The organism is Flavobacterium sp. 21.1, assembly GCF_057801535.1.
In genome coordinates, this window is record NZ_JBYNXA010000002.1 from 656,210 (window position 1) to 670,646 (window position 14,437).

Here is a 14,437-nt window from a genome sequence, read left to right on the forward strand (position 1 = left end):
AAGAAGACTATGAAGTTGATCAGAAGAATTATGGCAGTTGCGGCAGTGATTGTTGTTAGTGGAATTTTTATTTATGCAGCATCAACCGTAACAACCGGAAGAGGGTATGAATTTACCAGGCTTCCGGCAGAGATGGATTTTGCGGGAGAAAAAGTTCCGTTGAAAATTTCAGATGTAAGCGAACGTTTTGATCGGGAACTGACGGTGAATGTAAATCTTCATGCTACAACAGAATTGGTTATAAAAAGAGCAAATCGGGCTTTTCCGGTTATCGAACCAATTCTGAAGAAAAACGGTGTGCCGGATGACTTCAAATATTTGGCTGTTATTGAAAGTGGCTTAGCTAATGTGACATCGCCGTCCGGTGCAAAGGGGGTTTGGCAGTTTATGCCTGAAACAGCAAAACAGTTCGGGATGGAAGTTAATGATATTGTGGATGAACGTTATCATCTGGAGAAATCAACGGAATCGGCGTGCCAATATTTGTTGAAAGCGAAAGCAAAATTCGGAAACTGGACAATGGCTGCAGCTTCTTATAATGGCGGGGTGAATGGAATGGATCGCTTCATGGAGGCTCAAAAAGTAACGGATTATTACGATTTGTTGGTTAATGAAGAGACTTCACGTTATGTATTCAGGATCTTAGCATTGAAAGAGATAATGCAAAACCCGCAGAAATATGGTTATACATTGCCAGCTGAAATTCTTTACAAGCAGATTCCGGTCAAAAAGATCGATGTAATCTCGGGTATTCCTGATTTGGCTGCTTTTGCGATAGAGCAGGGAATCAATTACAAAATCCTGAAAATTCATAATCCTTGGTTGAGAGATAAATCTTTGACGGTACAGCCTGGAAAAATATATACAATTGAAATTCCGTTAGAAGGATATACAAGGTAAAAATGAGATCCATGACATTAACTATAGTTTTAGCTTTAATGGCCATCGGTTTGCTGGCCGGTATTTTAAGCGGATTGGTTGGAATCGGTGGCGGTATCATTATGGTTCCGCTTTTGCTGTTATTGGGGTTTTCACAACATCAGGCGCAGGGAACCAGTCTGGCAGTGCTTTTGCTTCCGGTAACGGCTGCAGCAGTTTTTAATTATTATAAAGAGGGTTATCTCGATTGGAGGTATGCGGCTCTGATGGCGGTTTTTTTTGTTGTCGGAGGGTATTTCGGAAGTAAATGGGCCGTTTCCATCGATGCTAAAATGCTGAAAAAAGTGTTCGGAGTAGTGTTGTTGATTGTCGCCGGAAAAATGATTCTCGGCAAATAATCATTTTGAGATTCCTCCCGAGTTTTTTACGCGGTCTTCATTTGAAATCAGAGGGCTGATGCCGTCATAAAACCGCTCATAATTTAAAGAAAAGGATTGGTCATAGGGCATTTTGTTGCCAAGATTGACGCCGCCTCTTCTTATGGCAATTAAGTTCATTCCTTCATCAATTAAAAAAGTGGTTGGTATTCCGAGCGTGTGTTTTAGTGTAGATACAAGGTAATCGTCTTTATTGTAGGTTTCATGTGCGTAACATACTTCTATCGGATGGTTGAATTTACGCGCTATTTTTTTTATTTCTTCTCTTCTGTTCCAGAAAACTACAACGATCTGAATGTCCTTCCCATATTTTTTAGCTAGTTTGTTTAAGGCTGAAATTTCACCCGTGGACGTCAGGCACCAGGAAGAGTAGGTGAGAAGGTATACCGGTTTTTTAAAGGTATTTAGAAACAGTTTTTTTTTATTGAGACGGTGGAAACTGAAATTGTCAAATTTTGTACCGATAAGGGAATTGTGAATGAGCGAGTCGAAGAGTTTTTTTCCCAGTTCGTCGTCGCCTCTTTCATAAGCTGCATTGGCTTCTTTTATGTACGACTTGATGTTTTTGTGGATGTGGTATGAAAACAAAATATGCGCATTGTCTTGTGCAGTAGCTGTATAAGACAGAAGAAAAACAACTATGAATTTTAAGTAGAATTGTAGCATCTTCTCCGTTTTGAATCGATAAAATTACGTTTAAAATCGGTGAATTGCTTGTTTTTCCGTTATTCGGTTTAAATAGTCGTCAGGATGCAATTTAAAATAAAAAAAGCGCTTAAAAAGCGCTTTAAAATACTGAAAATCAATTATTTATATTTTTTTCATCTGCTCTTTCATCATTTTGATCTGATCTTTAAGCATGTTCTGTTTGTCTAATTTTTTGGCCTCGTTTAAAAGGTTGGTAGCTTCCACTTTTCTTCTTCTTGTCATAGCGATTCCTGCTAATTGCAATTTAGCCAAAGCCAAATCCTGATCCATACTCAAACCTAATTCGATCGCTTTTTTGAAGAATTTTTCAGCAGCCGATAAATTCGTTTGTGACACCATGATCCCGTTAAGGTAGTTGTAGTATCCCTGCTGTTTTCTAACTAAAGCCGTTTCCGGGTTTTTAATATGTGACAGCCATTTGCCAGCGCCTTCAAGATTTTGTTTTCTCAATTGCAGGAAAGCCAGTAAAATAAATTCGTTTTTGAAATAAAGTAAAATAAAGATTGAAGAGAAAAGGATCAGGAAAATACCGTTCCCGATATTGTCTTCCGTAAATTGCCAAATCCCTAATGCAATAACCAATCCGGCTAAAATCAATTTAATATTTCTGTGAAACATACTGTTTTTATTTTTAAGTTTGCAAATGTAATAAATAGAAATGAGCAACTGAAAAAAGTTTTTTCAAACTATTGAAATTCCTTAAATTTGCTGTTCTAAAGGTTTAAAAAACAATATCCTGCCGGAAGTTTAAAAAAATTTTCTAAACCACTTGCCAGAAATAAAAGTCTTTGTATATTTGCACTCGGTTTTGAAGCGAGGTTAATTTCAAAGCTGAACATATTTAAAAACACGATTTAAAGATAAAAGCAATGAGTAAGAGAACGTTTCAACCATCGAAAAGAAAAAGAAGAAACAAACACGGTTTCATGGATAGAATGGCTTCTGCTAACGGAAGAAAAGTGTTAGCGCGCAGAAGAGCAAAAGGAAGACATAAGTTAACGGTTTCATCTGAGCCTAGACACAAAAAATAATGATTTTTTAAATCATAAATAGAGCGTTACTTTTTATTAGTAACGCTTTTTTTATACCTTACCGAGAATAAAGACATAACTTTACGTGTCTTAATAATTACAACAACACAACACAATGCCAAAAGACAATTCAATCAAATCGGTTTTAATTATTGGTTCGGGACCAATTGTAATCGGACAAGCCTGTGAGTTTGACTACGCAGGATCACAATCTGCACGATCATTAAGAGAAGAAGGAATTGAAGTTATCTTAATTAACTCCAATCCGGCAACCATCATGACAGATCCGTCAATGGCGGATCACGTGTACTTGAAACCACTGACGACAAAATCAATCATTGAAATCTTAAAAGCGCATCCGCAAATTGATGCTGTATTGCCTACAATGGGTGGACAAACAGCATTGAATCTTTGTTTGGAAGCGGATGAAAAAGGTATCTGGACAGATTTTGGTGTACGTTTAATTGGAGTTGATGTTAACGCTATCAATATCACGGAAGACAGAGAACAATTCAAGCAATTGTTAGAGCGAATCGAAATTCCGACTGCGCCTGCAAAAACGGCAAACTCTTTCCTTAAAGGTAAAGAAATTGCACAGGAATTCGGATTCCCGTTGGTAATTCGTCCTTCGTTTACTCTAGGAGGAACCGGAGCTGCTTTCGTATTCAAGAAAGAAGATTTCGACGATTTACTGACACGTGGTCTTGAAGCTTCTCCAATTCACGAAGTGTTGATTGATAAAGCACTTTTGGGTTGGAAAGAATACGAATTAGAATTACTTCGAGATAAAAACGACAACGTTGTAATTATCTGTACTATCGAAAATATGGACCCGATGGGAATTCATACCGGAGACAGTATTACAGTTGCGCCTGCAATGACACTTTCGGACAGAACGTTCCAGAAAATGCGTGACATGGCAATCCTGATGATGAGAAGCATCGGAAATTTTGCCGGAGGTTGTAACGTACAGTTCGCCGTTTCACCGGATGAAAAAGAAGATATCGTAGCGATTGAAATCAACCCGCGTGTATCTCGTTCATCGGCATTGGCATCAAAAGCAACTGGATATCCAATCGCTAAAATTGCTACAAAATTGGCTTTAGGGTATACACTTGACGAATTACAAAACCAGATTACAAAATCAACTTCCGCTTTATTTGAACCGACTTTGGATTACGTTATCGTGAAAATCCCACGTTGGAACTTCGATAAATTTGAAGGTGCCGACAGAACATTAGGTCTTCAGATGAAATCAGTTGGAGAGGTAATGGGAATCGGACGTTCGTTCCAGGAAGCTTTGCATAAAGCAACCCAATCGTTGGAAATCAAACGTAACGGTTTGGGTGCCGACGGAAAAGGATATACCAATTACGACCAGATCATTGAGAAATTAACGTATGCGAGCTGGGATCGTGTATTCGTAATTTACGATGCGATTGCGATGGGTATTCCGTTAAGCAGAATTCATGAGATCACAAAAATCGACATGTGGTTCCTTAAACAATACGAGGAATTATATGTATTAGAGCGTGAAATTTCAAAATACAAAATAGATACGCTACCGAAAGAATTGCTTTTGGAAGCGAAACAAAAAGGGTTTGCTGACCGCCAGATTGCTCACATGATGGGTTGTCTTGAAAGCCAGGTATACAATCTGCGCGATCAAATGGGGGTGAACCGTGTTTATAAACTGGTTGATACTTGTGCTGCCGAGTTTAAAGCAAAAACACCTTACTACTACTCAACATTCGAAGCTGAAATCGAGAAAGCCGACGGTACTCGTTTCGTAGATAATGAGAGTGTAGTTACCGATAAGAAAAAAGTAATCGTTTTAGGTTCGGGGCCAAACCGAATCGGACAGGGAATTGAGTTTGACTACTCTTGTGTTCACGGAGTTTTAGCGGCATCTGAGTGCGGTTACGAAACTATCATGATCAATTGTAATCCTGAGACGGTTTCCACAGATTTCGATACGGCAGACAAATTATACTTCGAACCTGTTTTCTGGGAGCATATCTACGATATTATCCGTCACGAGAAGCCGGAAGGTGTAATCGTGCAGTTGGGAGGTCAGACGGCTCTTAAATTGGCTGAAAAACTTTCTAAGTACGGAGTGAAGATTTTAGGAACAAGCTTCGATGCTTTGGATTTAGCTGAAGACAGAGGACGTTTCTCAGATTTGTTGACCGATTTACACATTCCGTTCCCGAAATTCGGTATCGCGGAAAGTGCTGAAGAAGCTTCAAAATTAGCAGATTCATTAGACTTCCCGTTATTAGTTCGTCCATCGTATGTGTTGGGTGGCCAGGGAATGAAAATTGTAATCAACAAACAGGAATTGGAAGAACACGTAATTGATTTATTGAAATCAATTCCGGGTAACAAATTATTGTTGGATCATTATTTAGATGGTGCAATCGAAGCAGAAGCTGATGCGATTTGCGACGGTGAAAACGTTTACATCATCGGAATCATGGAACATATCGAACCTTGTGGAGTACACTCCGGAGACAGTAATGCAACTTTACCTCCGTTTAATATCGGTGAGTTCGTAATGCAACAAATCAAAGATCATACACATAAAATCGCGTTGGCGCTGAAAACAGTGGGATTGATCAATATCCAGTTTGCAATCAAAGACGATATCGTTTACATTATCGAAGCGAATCCGAGAGCATCACGTACAGTTCCATTCATTGCAAAAGCTTATGGTGAGCCATATGTAAACTATGCTACAAAAGTAATGTTGGGTCACAATAAGGTAACCGACTTTACATTCAACCCGCAATTGAAAGGATTCGCGATTAAACAACCGGTATTCTCTTTCAGTAAATTCAAAAATGTAAACAAAGCTTTAGGTCCTGAAATGAAATCGACAGGAGAAAGCATCTTGTTTATCGATGATCTGAAAGACGACCAATTCTATGAGTTGTACTCACGAAGAAAAATGTACTTGAGTAAATAAAATATCATCTTAGTTATAAAAGAAAATCCCTCGTTCGAGGGATTTTTTTATTTCGGTATTTATGTTCTGAGTTTGATGGGAATCCAGATTTCCTCTTCGGATTCTGGATCACCGTTTTTGTACTTGTCTCCTAAAGCTTCAAAATGCGGTCGGTTGTCTAACTGGTATTCCGAATTGGGCAGCCATTCTGCGAAAATATACTGGAAGATTCCTGTGTCTGTATTTGAGCCTTTGTAAAAGAAAACGGCGTAAAGCCCGCCCGGTAATACAAAAGTTTCCATCTCGTTCGGAATAGTATTGAAATTGTTTACTTCTACTGTCGCCCATTTTTCGAATTCCGTATTCGGACTGAAATTTTCAAAATAACCAGAAGGATAAACCTGAACAGAATAGCGGTCAGAACCGATTTTATTGTGAATTTCTTTTTCTGAAGTCATAAAACTTCGCCACAATTCGGCAGTAGCGTTCTTGGTTAATGACATGCTCTTTCGTTTTCCGATTAATTTTTTCTCGGATAACTTCTCAATTCTCGGGTTCATTTTGATTGGTTTTCAAAATCAAAAATACCAAATAAAACTTACGATTCATCGGTTTAAAATTTATAGCTTTACTTAAACTTATGATTCATGGCTTTTCTAAAGAAAATAAATGCGCGAGCAAAAGCAGATGCTAATAGCGGCTTCGGAACGAATTCTTCCAATTACGGCGGTAGGTTTATCAATAAAAATGGTGATGCCAATGTAAAGAAAGAAGGGATTGGTTTTGTGGAAAGTATCAGTTGGTATCATACCATGCTAGTGCTTCCTAGGTGGAAATTCATGCTTACGATTTTTGTCTTTTATTTATTGGTGAACTTATTTTTTGCCAGTGTTTATTGTGTTATCGGAGTGAATCATCTCAATGGTATTACAGCAGATAATCCTATGGATAAATTTGGTCAGGCTTTTTTCTTTAGTGCGCAAACCTTTACCACTGTAGGTTACGGGCATATCAGTCCAACCGGTTTTTGGGCCAGTTTTGTTGCCTCTGTGGAAGCTCTGTTCGGTTTGTTGAGTTTTGCTATTGCTACCGGTTTGTTTTACGGAAGATTCAGTAAGCCTAAAGCGTTTATTCGTTTTTCGGATAATGCTATTATTGCGCCTTATAAAGATATGACCGCCCTGATGCTGAGGATGACACCTTATAAAAATACAAATCTTACGGAAGCCGAAGCGCGTCTGACTCTGGGGATGACATTGGAAGAAGACGGAAAAACGGTCAACAAGTTTTATTCTTTGGACTTGGAATTGCATCGGATTAATGCATTGACGCTTAGCTGGACGGTCGTGCATCCGATTACGGAGGAAAGTCCGCTGTATAGTCTTAGCAAAGAAGATTTCGACAAGAATCAGGGTGAGCTTGTGGTTTACGTGAAGGTTTTTGACGATATGTTCAGTACTTCGGTGGTAAAACGCACTTCCTATACTTTTGATGAGTTTGTTTACGGAGCCAAGTTTATTCCGATGTTTTCAAGAAGTGATGATGATTCGCATACCCGACTTTATATCGATAAACTAAATGCATTTGAAGAGGTAATGCTTTAAAAAAAGCCTTTCAGTTTTCACTAAAAGACTTTTTAATTCTATAACTAACACAAATTATTTAAGAATACAGTCGACATTGATATTGACTGTTTTCGAAACTTTTTTGCTTACGACTGCCGGGATTTCAATAGCAAAATCATCAGAATTCACAGAGAATGCCGTAGTAAGTGAAATGCCGTCTGCTGTTTTTTTGATTTTTGCAGGTACCGATATTTTTTTCGATTTTCCGTGTAATTCCAGCGTGCCTTTCATAATGAATTCTTTTTCGGTCTCCGATAATTTAGACATATCAAAATCATCTATTTTGCCTTTAAATGTAGCCTTCGGATATTTGTCGCTTTCGATATAATTTTCGTTGAAGTGCTCCTCCATCAGGGCGACTTTGAACCGAAATCCCTTCATCAGGGCCAGGGCGGCAATATCGCCATTATCGGTGTTTAAAACTACAGTTGTTGTTTTGTTTTCGGCTTTAACCTCTTCAAAAGAAGGTACAGAGGCTTCAAACTTCACATCTCCGGTTTTGGTCATTTTTTTGGATTGTGAATAACCTAAAAAAGACATTGAGAGAAGGGCGGCTAAAAATAATTTTGTTTTCATGATGTTGCTATTCAGGGAAATTTGCGTTTCTCCATTCGGTTATTTGATTAATTTGCGCCTGCGGTAATCTTGATCTTCCATACGGCATTAAAAATGCGGGGTCAAAACTTGAAATCCGGTCAATCAGTCCTCTGTGCAAAACAGCATCTTTAACCTGGTCATAGGTGAGTAACGACATAGGCGCCGAATTTTGCGGAGGCTGGGCATGGCACTCAATACAATTTTGTGTAATTATTGGTTTTATTGTCTGGTTGTAGGTTATGATTTCGGGGGTATCGCCTATTAAATCTGATTCTGAGTCATTAGTACAACTCCAAACGGCAAAGACGGACAGCCCTAAAACAATGTTTCTCAGTTTAATCATTTTAAGTCATTTATGTAATTAAAGTTATGATTTTTATTGTTAAACTAAAAAGAAAATTAGTTAAATTTGTAAGAAATGGTCAAATAATATGAAAAGAAATAAAATTTTAGCAGTTGTAGTTTTGCTTTTGCTCATAGGTTATTTTGTTTATTCTTATGTGTACCAGGCTCATCGTGACATAGCTTCTGAAAAAGGGAGTTATACCGTTACCGCCAGTGATATTAACGCTGAATTTAAGGCAGATGAGAAAAAAGCAAATGAAAAGTACCTTGATAAAACCATAGATGTGACTGGTATGGTTTCCGGTTTGGATGAAGGTGGAAATGCCATAGTTGTTGACGGAAAGATGTTCGCCGTCTTTAAAGATAAGCTGCCGCAGAGTATTAAGGTACAGTCGAAAGTGAAAATCAAAGGCCGTTTTATCGGGTATGATGATTTACTGGAAGAAATGAAAATGGATCAATGCAGTCTTGAATCGGAATAGTTATGAAGAAAGTAATTGCAAATTGTATTTTGTTTCTTTTTTTTCAGTCGGTCTTTTCTCAGACAGATATTTTTGAAGTAGCCCGAAAAGGAACAGTTCAGGAAATGAAAACCCTCCTTAAGGGAAATTCCAATCTTATTAATTCGGTAAACAGCGACGGATACAGTTTGTTGATTTTAGCAACGTATCGCGGTAATAATGAAGTGGCCAAATTTCTTGTAGAAAACGGAGCGGATATCAACGGAACCAGCAATTACGGAACGCCGTTAATGGCAGCGGTCGTAAAAGGAAATTTAGAAATGATAAATGTGCTGTTAGCTCATAAAGCCGATACCAGTATCGCCGATCAAAGCGGAAATACGGCTTTAATCTATGCCGTACTTTTTAAAAAATATGATATTGTCGGTGTGCTGGTTCAAGCAAATGCCGACATAAACACTAAAGATATTCGTGGAAAGTCTGCTATGGATTATGCCACAATGACAAATGATGAAAAATTATTGCAACTCCTAAAAAAATAAAGGTTATGAAAAAAATTACACTTTCAATTTTAGTTTTTATGTTTGGATTAGGGGCGTTTTCGCAGACCTTTACCACAGGGACCGTTCAATTTTTTGCCAATTACACAGGTAAAGTTGATATTACCAGTTCTACAGTTACTTTAACCTTGGTTGGGCCATCGACAAGTTGGCTGGGCGTGGCTTTCAATGCTACTGCGTTAATGGATGATATTGGTAAGGATGTTGTTATTTTTGACGGGACCAATATGACCGATCGAAGTTTTAACGGCGTGGGTGTAACACCGCCTACGGATACCCAAAACTGGACTGTTACTTCCAATGTTATTAATGCCGGCGTAAGAACAGTTGTGGCAACGAGAAGCAGAGTTGCAACAGAAGGAACTGATTTTACATTTCCGTTTTCCGCACAACCGCTTCATCTGACATTTGCCAGAGGAACTTCCTTAGTGGTTACTTATCATGGAGGCGGTAACTGTAGTGCAACCAATGCAACTTTGTCAGTGGATGGCTTCGATTTGAGCAGCTTTAAAGTGTATCCGAATCCTGCTAAAGATTATGTGAAAATTGAATTACCAAACTTAGTGTACGAAGCAGACGTGATTGTTTATGATATCCAGGGTAAAAAAATCAAACAATCAACAGTGACTTCCGATAACAATGCCATGGATTTGTCCGGATTGACAAATGGCTCTTATTTACTGAAAATAAAAACAGTGAATGGGGAAGGAACGAAAACTCTGGTAATCAATTAATATATGAAGAGAATTTTACTGTCCCTTTTACTATTTCCTGCTTTTGCCTTTTCTCAGGATGATTTACTTGCTGAGATAGATACTGTTAAAGCTGATACTAAAGTTGAATCTGCCTTCAAAGGACTAAAGATTGTCAATCTGGAATCGACAAAACTGGCTGCAAAAGGAGACTTTTATTTCATCGTTGCCCACCGATTTGATTATTTAAAAAATGGTTTCGATGATTTCTTCGGATTGGATAATGCCAACACACAGCTTAAATTTTTATATGGTGTGACGGATTGGCTTACCGTGCATGTTGCAAGAAGTGGTTTTCAGGAGACTATTGATGCAGGGGTTAAATACAGATTAAAAGAGCAGGAAAAAGATGGTTTTCCGGTTAGCCTGGTCGGATTTAACAGTATTGCGGTGAATGCGGAAATGAAAGAGGAGAATTATCCGAGGATGGACTTTGCAAATCGTTTGAGTTATTGTACGCAACTATTGGTTTCAAGGAAATTCAACGAGAAGCTTTCATTAGAGGTAGCGCCCACGTATTTCCATGAAAATACCGTACGAGATATTTTAGACGAAAGTGGCGAGCCTATTTTGCCTAATCCGCAAAATAACAGTCAGTTTGCCATTGGAATGGGGGGGAGATATAAATTGACAAAGCGCTGGTCCGTAAATGTTGATTATGCAGCCCATTTGAATCGTGCGTCCGAGTCCATATACAGAAATCCGCTTTCCATTGGCGTGGATGTCGAAACAGGCGGACACGTTTTTCAGATGCATTTTACCAATTCGAGAGCAATGCATGAAACAGGATATTTAGGACAGACAACGGGTGATTGGTCGAAAGGAGAAATCTGCTTCGGATTTAATTTGCTGCGCGTATTTTAGTCTGAATGATATAGAAATAATAAAAAAGTCCCGAGTATTCGGGACTTTTTTATTGAGGTTATTTCTTGATAAACTTACTTGAGAATTTTTGACCAAGACTGTTTTCCAAAACAATTACATACGTTCCGCTCTGCAGTTCATGAACAGAAACCTGATTGTTTGTTGCATTGTCTTTTTTGACTACTTTTCCGGATAGGTCATAAATGGTAACCATTTTGATTTGTTCCGTTGCATTGGAAGTATTGAAGTTAATGTAGTCTCTCGTCGGGTTCGGATATAGCGCGAAGTTACCTAAATTGTTTTCGGCAATTCCTAATGTGCTTCCTTCAATTACAGTTAAGGCCTGATTAGAAGAAGGATTATTGATGATATCAACTATCCCTGATGGCCAGCGAATAATAACTTGTGCAATTTGTGTTTCAGCTCCAATCCCGAAATGTGTATTTAATGTGCTCATATATCGGAATCCGTCACCACTTCGTACATCTCTGATCTGTCTTCCCCAGGCGCCGTAAATTTCGACACGGGCTCCGATTCCGTTGCTGTTACTCTGAATTCCATGTAAATTGATTTTGATCCAATGATTCGCATTTGGAACACTGTAATAAACGGTAGAACCATTAAGGATGTCTAGAAAACCATCGTTGTTTAAGTCACCGATTGGTCCGTTAGTTGCAGTTACCGGATAAGGCGAAAAAGTCATATTTCCGTTATTTATCATCATGGTGTTTCCGGCGCCGAAAACATCTACATAACCATCGTTGTTGAAATCATGAGCAACATGTTCAATTCCCATCGACATAAAAGTATCATAACCTGAACCGGCTGTTAGATCGCTAAATGTTCCATTTCCGTTGTTTCTCATCAGTTTGTGCATCCCGTTTGCGTTTGAGCTTGCGCCTACGAGAGCATCCATATCTCCATCGTTATCAAAATCGCCCCAAGCAGAAGACCATGTTTGGATTGGATCGGCCATATTCGCTGCTACACTCACATTGGTGAATGTACCATTTCCGTTATTGCGGTGTAATTCGTTGATGTTAGCTGTTGTAACTCCGCCGCGACATTTTGCGATGAAAAGATCAGAATCACCGTCATTGTCATAATCCACCCAGATCGACCCGTAATTTCCGCCGTCGGTGTGATCACCTAAGCCTCCCTGATTGAAAGTTAATGTTCCGGTACCATTGTTTAAGAAGTAGACATTCGGATCAACATCATGACAAACGAAAGCATCTAGGTTGCCGTCCTTGTTTATATCAGTGAAATTTGAGCGCTGACAAAAAATATATTGAGCGTAATTAACGGCTGTATAAGTTGTTCCACTATTTGATGTTTTAAGGAAAGTCGCTCCATTTCCTCCACCGAGAAGTAGATCATTGAATCCGTCTTTGTTATAATCCCCGGCAGCAATACTCCAGGATGGCTGATTGGTCATATTAGCCGTTGGAATTGATGCACTCGTAAAACCGGGAGCAGATGTATTTTTGTAAAGAATCTGAAGTTGTGAAGCACTTACAGAAACAATGTCGTCCAGATTGTCACCATTCATGTCAACTACACAATAGTTATAAGTCCCCGTTGCAGAAACCGTTTGCGGAGTAAAAGAAACAACAGGAATGACTAAAGGCTGTTCGATGATCTGGAATGTAAATCCTGCAGCACTCCATCGGTTGTCAAAGGATATATAGTAAGTGGTACCGGCGGTCACATTGAACGTGCTGATTGATAAAAATCCGTTTCCGATTACACCGCTATCGTCATCGCCTGCAAAACAGTTTAATGCGGCACAACTGCCGGTATAAACATTAAATCGTGTGTCTTTTCCGGAATTGACAGCTAAATCAGTTGTAATGGTTACCGTATAGTCATTTGTTGGTGTATACGTATACCATTCGCTTAGAGTTGCAACCCCAGTATTCGGTCCGCACAGGTTTCCGATCGATGTAGGACCATCAACAGCGCTGACTACGTGACTTCCGGCTGGAATCGGGAGCGCTGTCGCACAGGTGTTTTGGGCGTCACCGACCCAAAAAGTTAATCCAAATAACAAATAAAGAGTAATTTTTTTCATAAGCTGTTTGTATAAATTTGGTTACTGTTTTTAATTACAGGCTGGGTCTAAAGAATTGATCCATTCCTCGATGAGTTGAACGCCTTCTTCGTGAACAATTGTTCGTCCCAGAAGCGGCATCCGGGTGGCTTCATTTACGGAACTTAGTCGGAAATGCATCACTGAACGTTGGGAATTTCCTTTGGTAACAATATAAGTTAGGGAGTTGTCAATGTTTTCCTGAGGAGCTACACAGATACCTAAGTTTGTCGGATTAGCGGTCTCACTGAAAGCAAATCGCATCGGACGATAATCGCAATGGCTGTTTGTGGCATGACAATGCGCGCAATTGGCATCTATATAGGAGCGGACTCTCATTTCCAGGGATTTTGAGGAATCTTTCCAATCTACCGTACTCACGATCGTATTAGGGTAGCTTTCCAGATAACCTTCTTCTTTCCATTTGGCCAGTTGGTTTTTTGATCCGCTGCTGTAAGTATAATTGAAATTCAGGTTTTGCGGCTTTGGCCCGATAGGAATTGGTCGCTCATTTGATTTATGACAGGTTAAACATTCGGTTCCTGAAGGGATTCTGTAGTTGGAGGATTTGATAACATTGTTTTCATCCTTCCATGAAACGGGAAAATAACTTCCGTTTAGATCAAAATAAGCCTCTGTTTGGGCATCGTTCCAGACATAATTAGCAAATATCCATTCATCTTGCAGTGTTACCGGATCGATCCCTTTTTTTATCATTACACGGGTTTCAATAATTCGTGTTGTATTTGATGGCTGAACATTATCGTAATAAAAGGTCTTGATTAACGCCGTACCTTTTGGGAATTTTAAAATTTTCCCATCTGCATCATAAGTGGCTTTTGAGCCTGAAGGCATCCAAACAAAACGCTTTTTTTTGGCATAGTCGGTAAATAAAGTACTGGCAAGATCATAAGGAAGAACCTTTGAGGAAGGATTAAGGTTTTTTAAAGATCCTTCAAAGAATTTATAATCGGATAATTTTGGATAGGGAACCTGAGTAAGATCTACGTTAACCGGAGATACTGAAGTATATTCCGCTTCCTCCTCCGAATTACAGGCAATGAGAAAAATTACGGTCAATAAGGATAAGAAGCCAAAAGCTTTTAGTAGGTATTTTTGTTGCATAAAATGTATATATT

The 14,437-nt window shown here is 39.0% G+C and carries 16 protein-coding genes; 9 read left to right on the plus strand and 7 right to left on the minus strand.

Annotation, left to right across the window (positions count from 1 at the left end; translation table 11 throughout):
- Nucleotides 1-9 precede the first annotated feature (9 nt).
- Both AC3E9U_RS06280 and AC3E9U_RS06285 read left to right on the plus strand, forming a co-directional pair.
- Nucleotides 10-900: a lytic transglycosylase domain-containing protein gene (locus tag AC3E9U_RS06280; RefSeq protein WP_488746046.1), complete on the plus strand. Its 891-nt coding sequence runs from the start codon at nucleotides 10-12 to the stop codon at nucleotides 898-900.
- Between the two features lie 11 nt (nucleotides 901-911).
- Nucleotides 912-1,277, plus strand: a complete 366-nt coding sequence (locus AC3E9U_RS06285; protein WP_488746047.1) for a sulfite exporter TauE/SafE family protein — start codon at nucleotides 912-914, stop codon at nucleotides 1,275-1,277.
- Here the strand turns inward: AC3E9U_RS06285 and AC3E9U_RS06290 are convergent, their stop codons facing one another.
- Both AC3E9U_RS06290 and AC3E9U_RS06295 read right to left on the minus strand, forming a co-directional pair.
- Nucleotides 1,278-1,982 (minus strand): TlpA family protein disulfide reductase, encoded by a 705-nt coding sequence (locus AC3E9U_RS06290; RefSeq protein ID WP_488746048.1) that lies wholly within the window; start codon nucleotides 1,980-1,982, stop codon nucleotides 1,278-1,280.
- A gap of 144 nt (nucleotides 1,983-2,126) precedes the next feature.
- Entirely contained in the window at nucleotides 2,127-2,642 is a 516-nt protein-coding gene (locus tag AC3E9U_RS06295; protein WP_488746049.1) for a DUF2892 domain-containing protein, read from the minus strand.
- A 251-nt stretch (nucleotides 2,643-2,893) separates the two neighbouring features.
- Here AC3E9U_RS06295 and rpmH point away from each other — a divergent pair, with 251 nt between their 5' ends.
- Complete coding sequence (rpmH, locus tag AC3E9U_RS06300; RefSeq protein WP_008464848.1) at nucleotides 2,894-3,055, plus strand: 50S ribosomal protein L34; 162 nt, start codon at nucleotides 2,894-2,896, stop codon at nucleotides 3,053-3,055.
- 115 nt (nucleotides 3,056-3,170) lie between these two features.
- Nucleotides 3,171-6,023, plus strand: coding sequence for a carbamoyl-phosphate synthase large subunit (gene carB / locus AC3E9U_RS06305; RefSeq protein ID WP_488746050.1), 2,853 nt, complete (start codon nucleotides 3,171-3,173; stop codon nucleotides 6,021-6,023).
- 59 nt (nucleotides 6,024-6,082) lie between these two features.
- Here the strand turns inward: carB and AC3E9U_RS06310 are convergent, their stop codons facing one another.
- Nucleotides 6,083-6,562, minus strand: a complete 480-nt coding sequence (locus AC3E9U_RS06310) for a GyrI-like domain-containing protein (protein ID WP_488746051.1) — start codon at nucleotides 6,560-6,562, stop codon at nucleotides 6,083-6,085.
- 87 nt (nucleotides 6,563-6,649) lie between these two features.
- Between AC3E9U_RS06310 and AC3E9U_RS06315 the strand changes: the two genes are divergently transcribed.
- A complete protein-coding gene (locus tag AC3E9U_RS06315; protein ID WP_488746052.1) occupies nucleotides 6,650-7,606 on the plus strand; it encodes an ion channel in 957 nt (318 codons plus the stop codon).
- Nucleotides 7,607-7,660: 54 nt separating this feature from the next.
- Here the strand turns inward: AC3E9U_RS06315 and AC3E9U_RS06320 are convergent, their stop codons facing one another.
- Both AC3E9U_RS06320 and AC3E9U_RS06325 read right to left on the minus strand, forming a co-directional pair.
- Entirely contained in the window at nucleotides 7,661-8,203 is a 543-nt protein-coding gene (locus AC3E9U_RS06320; protein WP_488746053.1) for a YceI family protein, read from the minus strand.
- A gap of 7 nt (nucleotides 8,204-8,210) precedes the next feature.
- A complete protein-coding gene (locus AC3E9U_RS06325; protein WP_488746054.1) occupies nucleotides 8,211-8,567 on the minus strand; it encodes a hypothetical protein in 357 nt (118 codons plus the stop codon).
- 88 nt (nucleotides 8,568-8,655) lie between these two features.
- Between AC3E9U_RS06325 and AC3E9U_RS06330 the strand changes: the two genes are divergently transcribed.
- The 4 genes from AC3E9U_RS06330 to AC3E9U_RS06345 are packed head-to-tail and all read left to right on the plus strand — an operon-like array spanning nucleotide 8,656 to nucleotide 11,206.
- Nucleotides 8,656-9,051, plus strand: a complete 396-nt coding sequence (locus AC3E9U_RS06330; RefSeq protein WP_488746055.1) for an OB-fold protein — start codon at nucleotides 8,656-8,658, stop codon at nucleotides 9,049-9,051.
- Between the two features lie 2 nt (nucleotides 9,052-9,053).
- Nucleotides 9,054-9,572 carry an ankyrin repeat domain-containing protein gene (locus tag AC3E9U_RS06335; RefSeq protein WP_488746056.1) on the plus strand — a complete coding sequence of 173 codons (519 nt, stop codon included), beginning with the start codon at nucleotides 9,054-9,056 and terminating at the stop codon, nucleotides 9,570-9,572.
- Nucleotides 9,573-9,577: 5 nt separating this feature from the next.
- Nucleotides 9,578-10,324 carry a T9SS type A sorting domain-containing protein gene (locus AC3E9U_RS06340; protein WP_488746057.1) on the plus strand — a complete coding sequence of 249 codons (747 nt, stop codon included), beginning with the start codon at nucleotides 9,578-9,580 and terminating at the stop codon, nucleotides 10,322-10,324.
- Nucleotides 10,325-10,327: 3 nt separating this feature from the next.
- A complete protein-coding gene (locus AC3E9U_RS06345) occupies nucleotides 10,328-11,206 on the plus strand; it encodes a DUF5777 family beta-barrel protein (RefSeq protein WP_488746058.1) in 879 nt (292 codons plus the stop codon).
- A gap of 58 nt (nucleotides 11,207-11,264) precedes the next feature.
- Here AC3E9U_RS06345 and AC3E9U_RS06350 read toward each other — a convergent pair whose 3' ends face one another.
- Both AC3E9U_RS06350 and AC3E9U_RS06355 read right to left on the minus strand, forming a co-directional pair.
- Nucleotides 11,265-13,280, minus strand: coding sequence for an FG-GAP-like repeat-containing protein (locus tag AC3E9U_RS06350; protein WP_488746059.1), 2,016 nt, complete (start codon nucleotides 13,278-13,280; stop codon nucleotides 11,265-11,267).
- A 30-nt stretch (nucleotides 13,281-13,310) separates the two neighbouring features.
- Nucleotides 13,311-14,423 carry a hypothetical protein gene (locus tag AC3E9U_RS06355; RefSeq protein WP_488746060.1) on the minus strand — a complete coding sequence of 371 codons (1,113 nt, stop codon included), beginning with the start codon at nucleotides 14,421-14,423 and terminating at the stop codon, nucleotides 13,311-13,313.
- Between the last annotated feature and the right edge of the window lie 14 nt (nucleotides 14,424-14,437).

Excerpts from the sequence above, each read along its gene's own strand:
- AC3E9U_RS06280 (WP_488746046.1), top strand. The coding sequence starts at position 10 with ATGAAGTTGATCAGAAGAATTATGGCAGTTGCGGCAGTGATTGTTGTT.
- AC3E9U_RS06285 (WP_488746047.1), top strand. The coding sequence starts at position 912 with ATGACATTAACTATAGTTTTAGCTTTAATGGCCATCGGTTTGCTGGCC.
- AC3E9U_RS06290 (WP_488746048.1), bottom strand. The coding sequence starts at position 1,982 with ATGCTACAATTCTACTTAAAATTCATAGTTGTTTTTCTTCTGTCTTAT.
- AC3E9U_RS06295 (WP_488746049.1), bottom strand. The coding sequence starts at position 2,642 with ATGTTTCACAGAAATATTAAATTGATTTTAGCCGGATTGGTTATTGCA.
- rpmH (WP_008464848.1), top strand. The coding sequence starts at position 2,894 with ATGAGTAAGAGAACGTTTCAACCATCGAAAAGAAAAAGAAGAAACAAA.
- carB (WP_488746050.1), top strand. The coding sequence starts at position 3,171 with ATGCCAAAAGACAATTCAATCAAATCGGTTTTAATTATTGGTTCGGGA.
- AC3E9U_RS06310 (WP_488746051.1), bottom strand. The coding sequence starts at position 6,562 with ATGAACCCGAGAATTGAGAAGTTATCCGAGAAAAAATTAATCGGAAAA.
- AC3E9U_RS06315 (WP_488746052.1), top strand. The coding sequence starts at position 6,650 with ATGGCTTTTCTAAAGAAAATAAATGCGCGAGCAAAAGCAGATGCTAAT.
- AC3E9U_RS06320 (WP_488746053.1), bottom strand. The coding sequence starts at position 8,203 with ATGAAAACAAAATTATTTTTAGCCGCCCTTCTCTCAATGTCTTTTTTA.
- AC3E9U_RS06325 (WP_488746054.1), bottom strand. The coding sequence starts at position 8,567 with ATGATTAAACTGAGAAACATTGTTTTAGGGCTGTCCGTCTTTGCCGTT.
- AC3E9U_RS06330 (WP_488746055.1), top strand. The coding sequence starts at position 8,656 with ATGAAAAGAAATAAAATTTTAGCAGTTGTAGTTTTGCTTTTGCTCATA.
- AC3E9U_RS06335 (WP_488746056.1), top strand. The coding sequence starts at position 9,054 with ATGAAGAAAGTAATTGCAAATTGTATTTTGTTTCTTTTTTTTCAGTCG.
- AC3E9U_RS06340 (WP_488746057.1), top strand. The coding sequence starts at position 9,578 with ATGAAAAAAATTACACTTTCAATTTTAGTTTTTATGTTTGGATTAGGG.
- AC3E9U_RS06345 (WP_488746058.1), top strand. The coding sequence starts at position 10,328 with ATGAAGAGAATTTTACTGTCCCTTTTACTATTTCCTGCTTTTGCCTTT.
- AC3E9U_RS06350 (WP_488746059.1), bottom strand. The coding sequence starts at position 13,280 with ATGAAAAAAATTACTCTTTATTTGTTATTTGGATTAACTTTTTGGGTC.
- AC3E9U_RS06355 (WP_488746060.1), bottom strand. The coding sequence starts at position 14,423 with ATGCAACAAAAATACCTACTAAAAGCTTTTGGCTTCTTATCCTTATTG.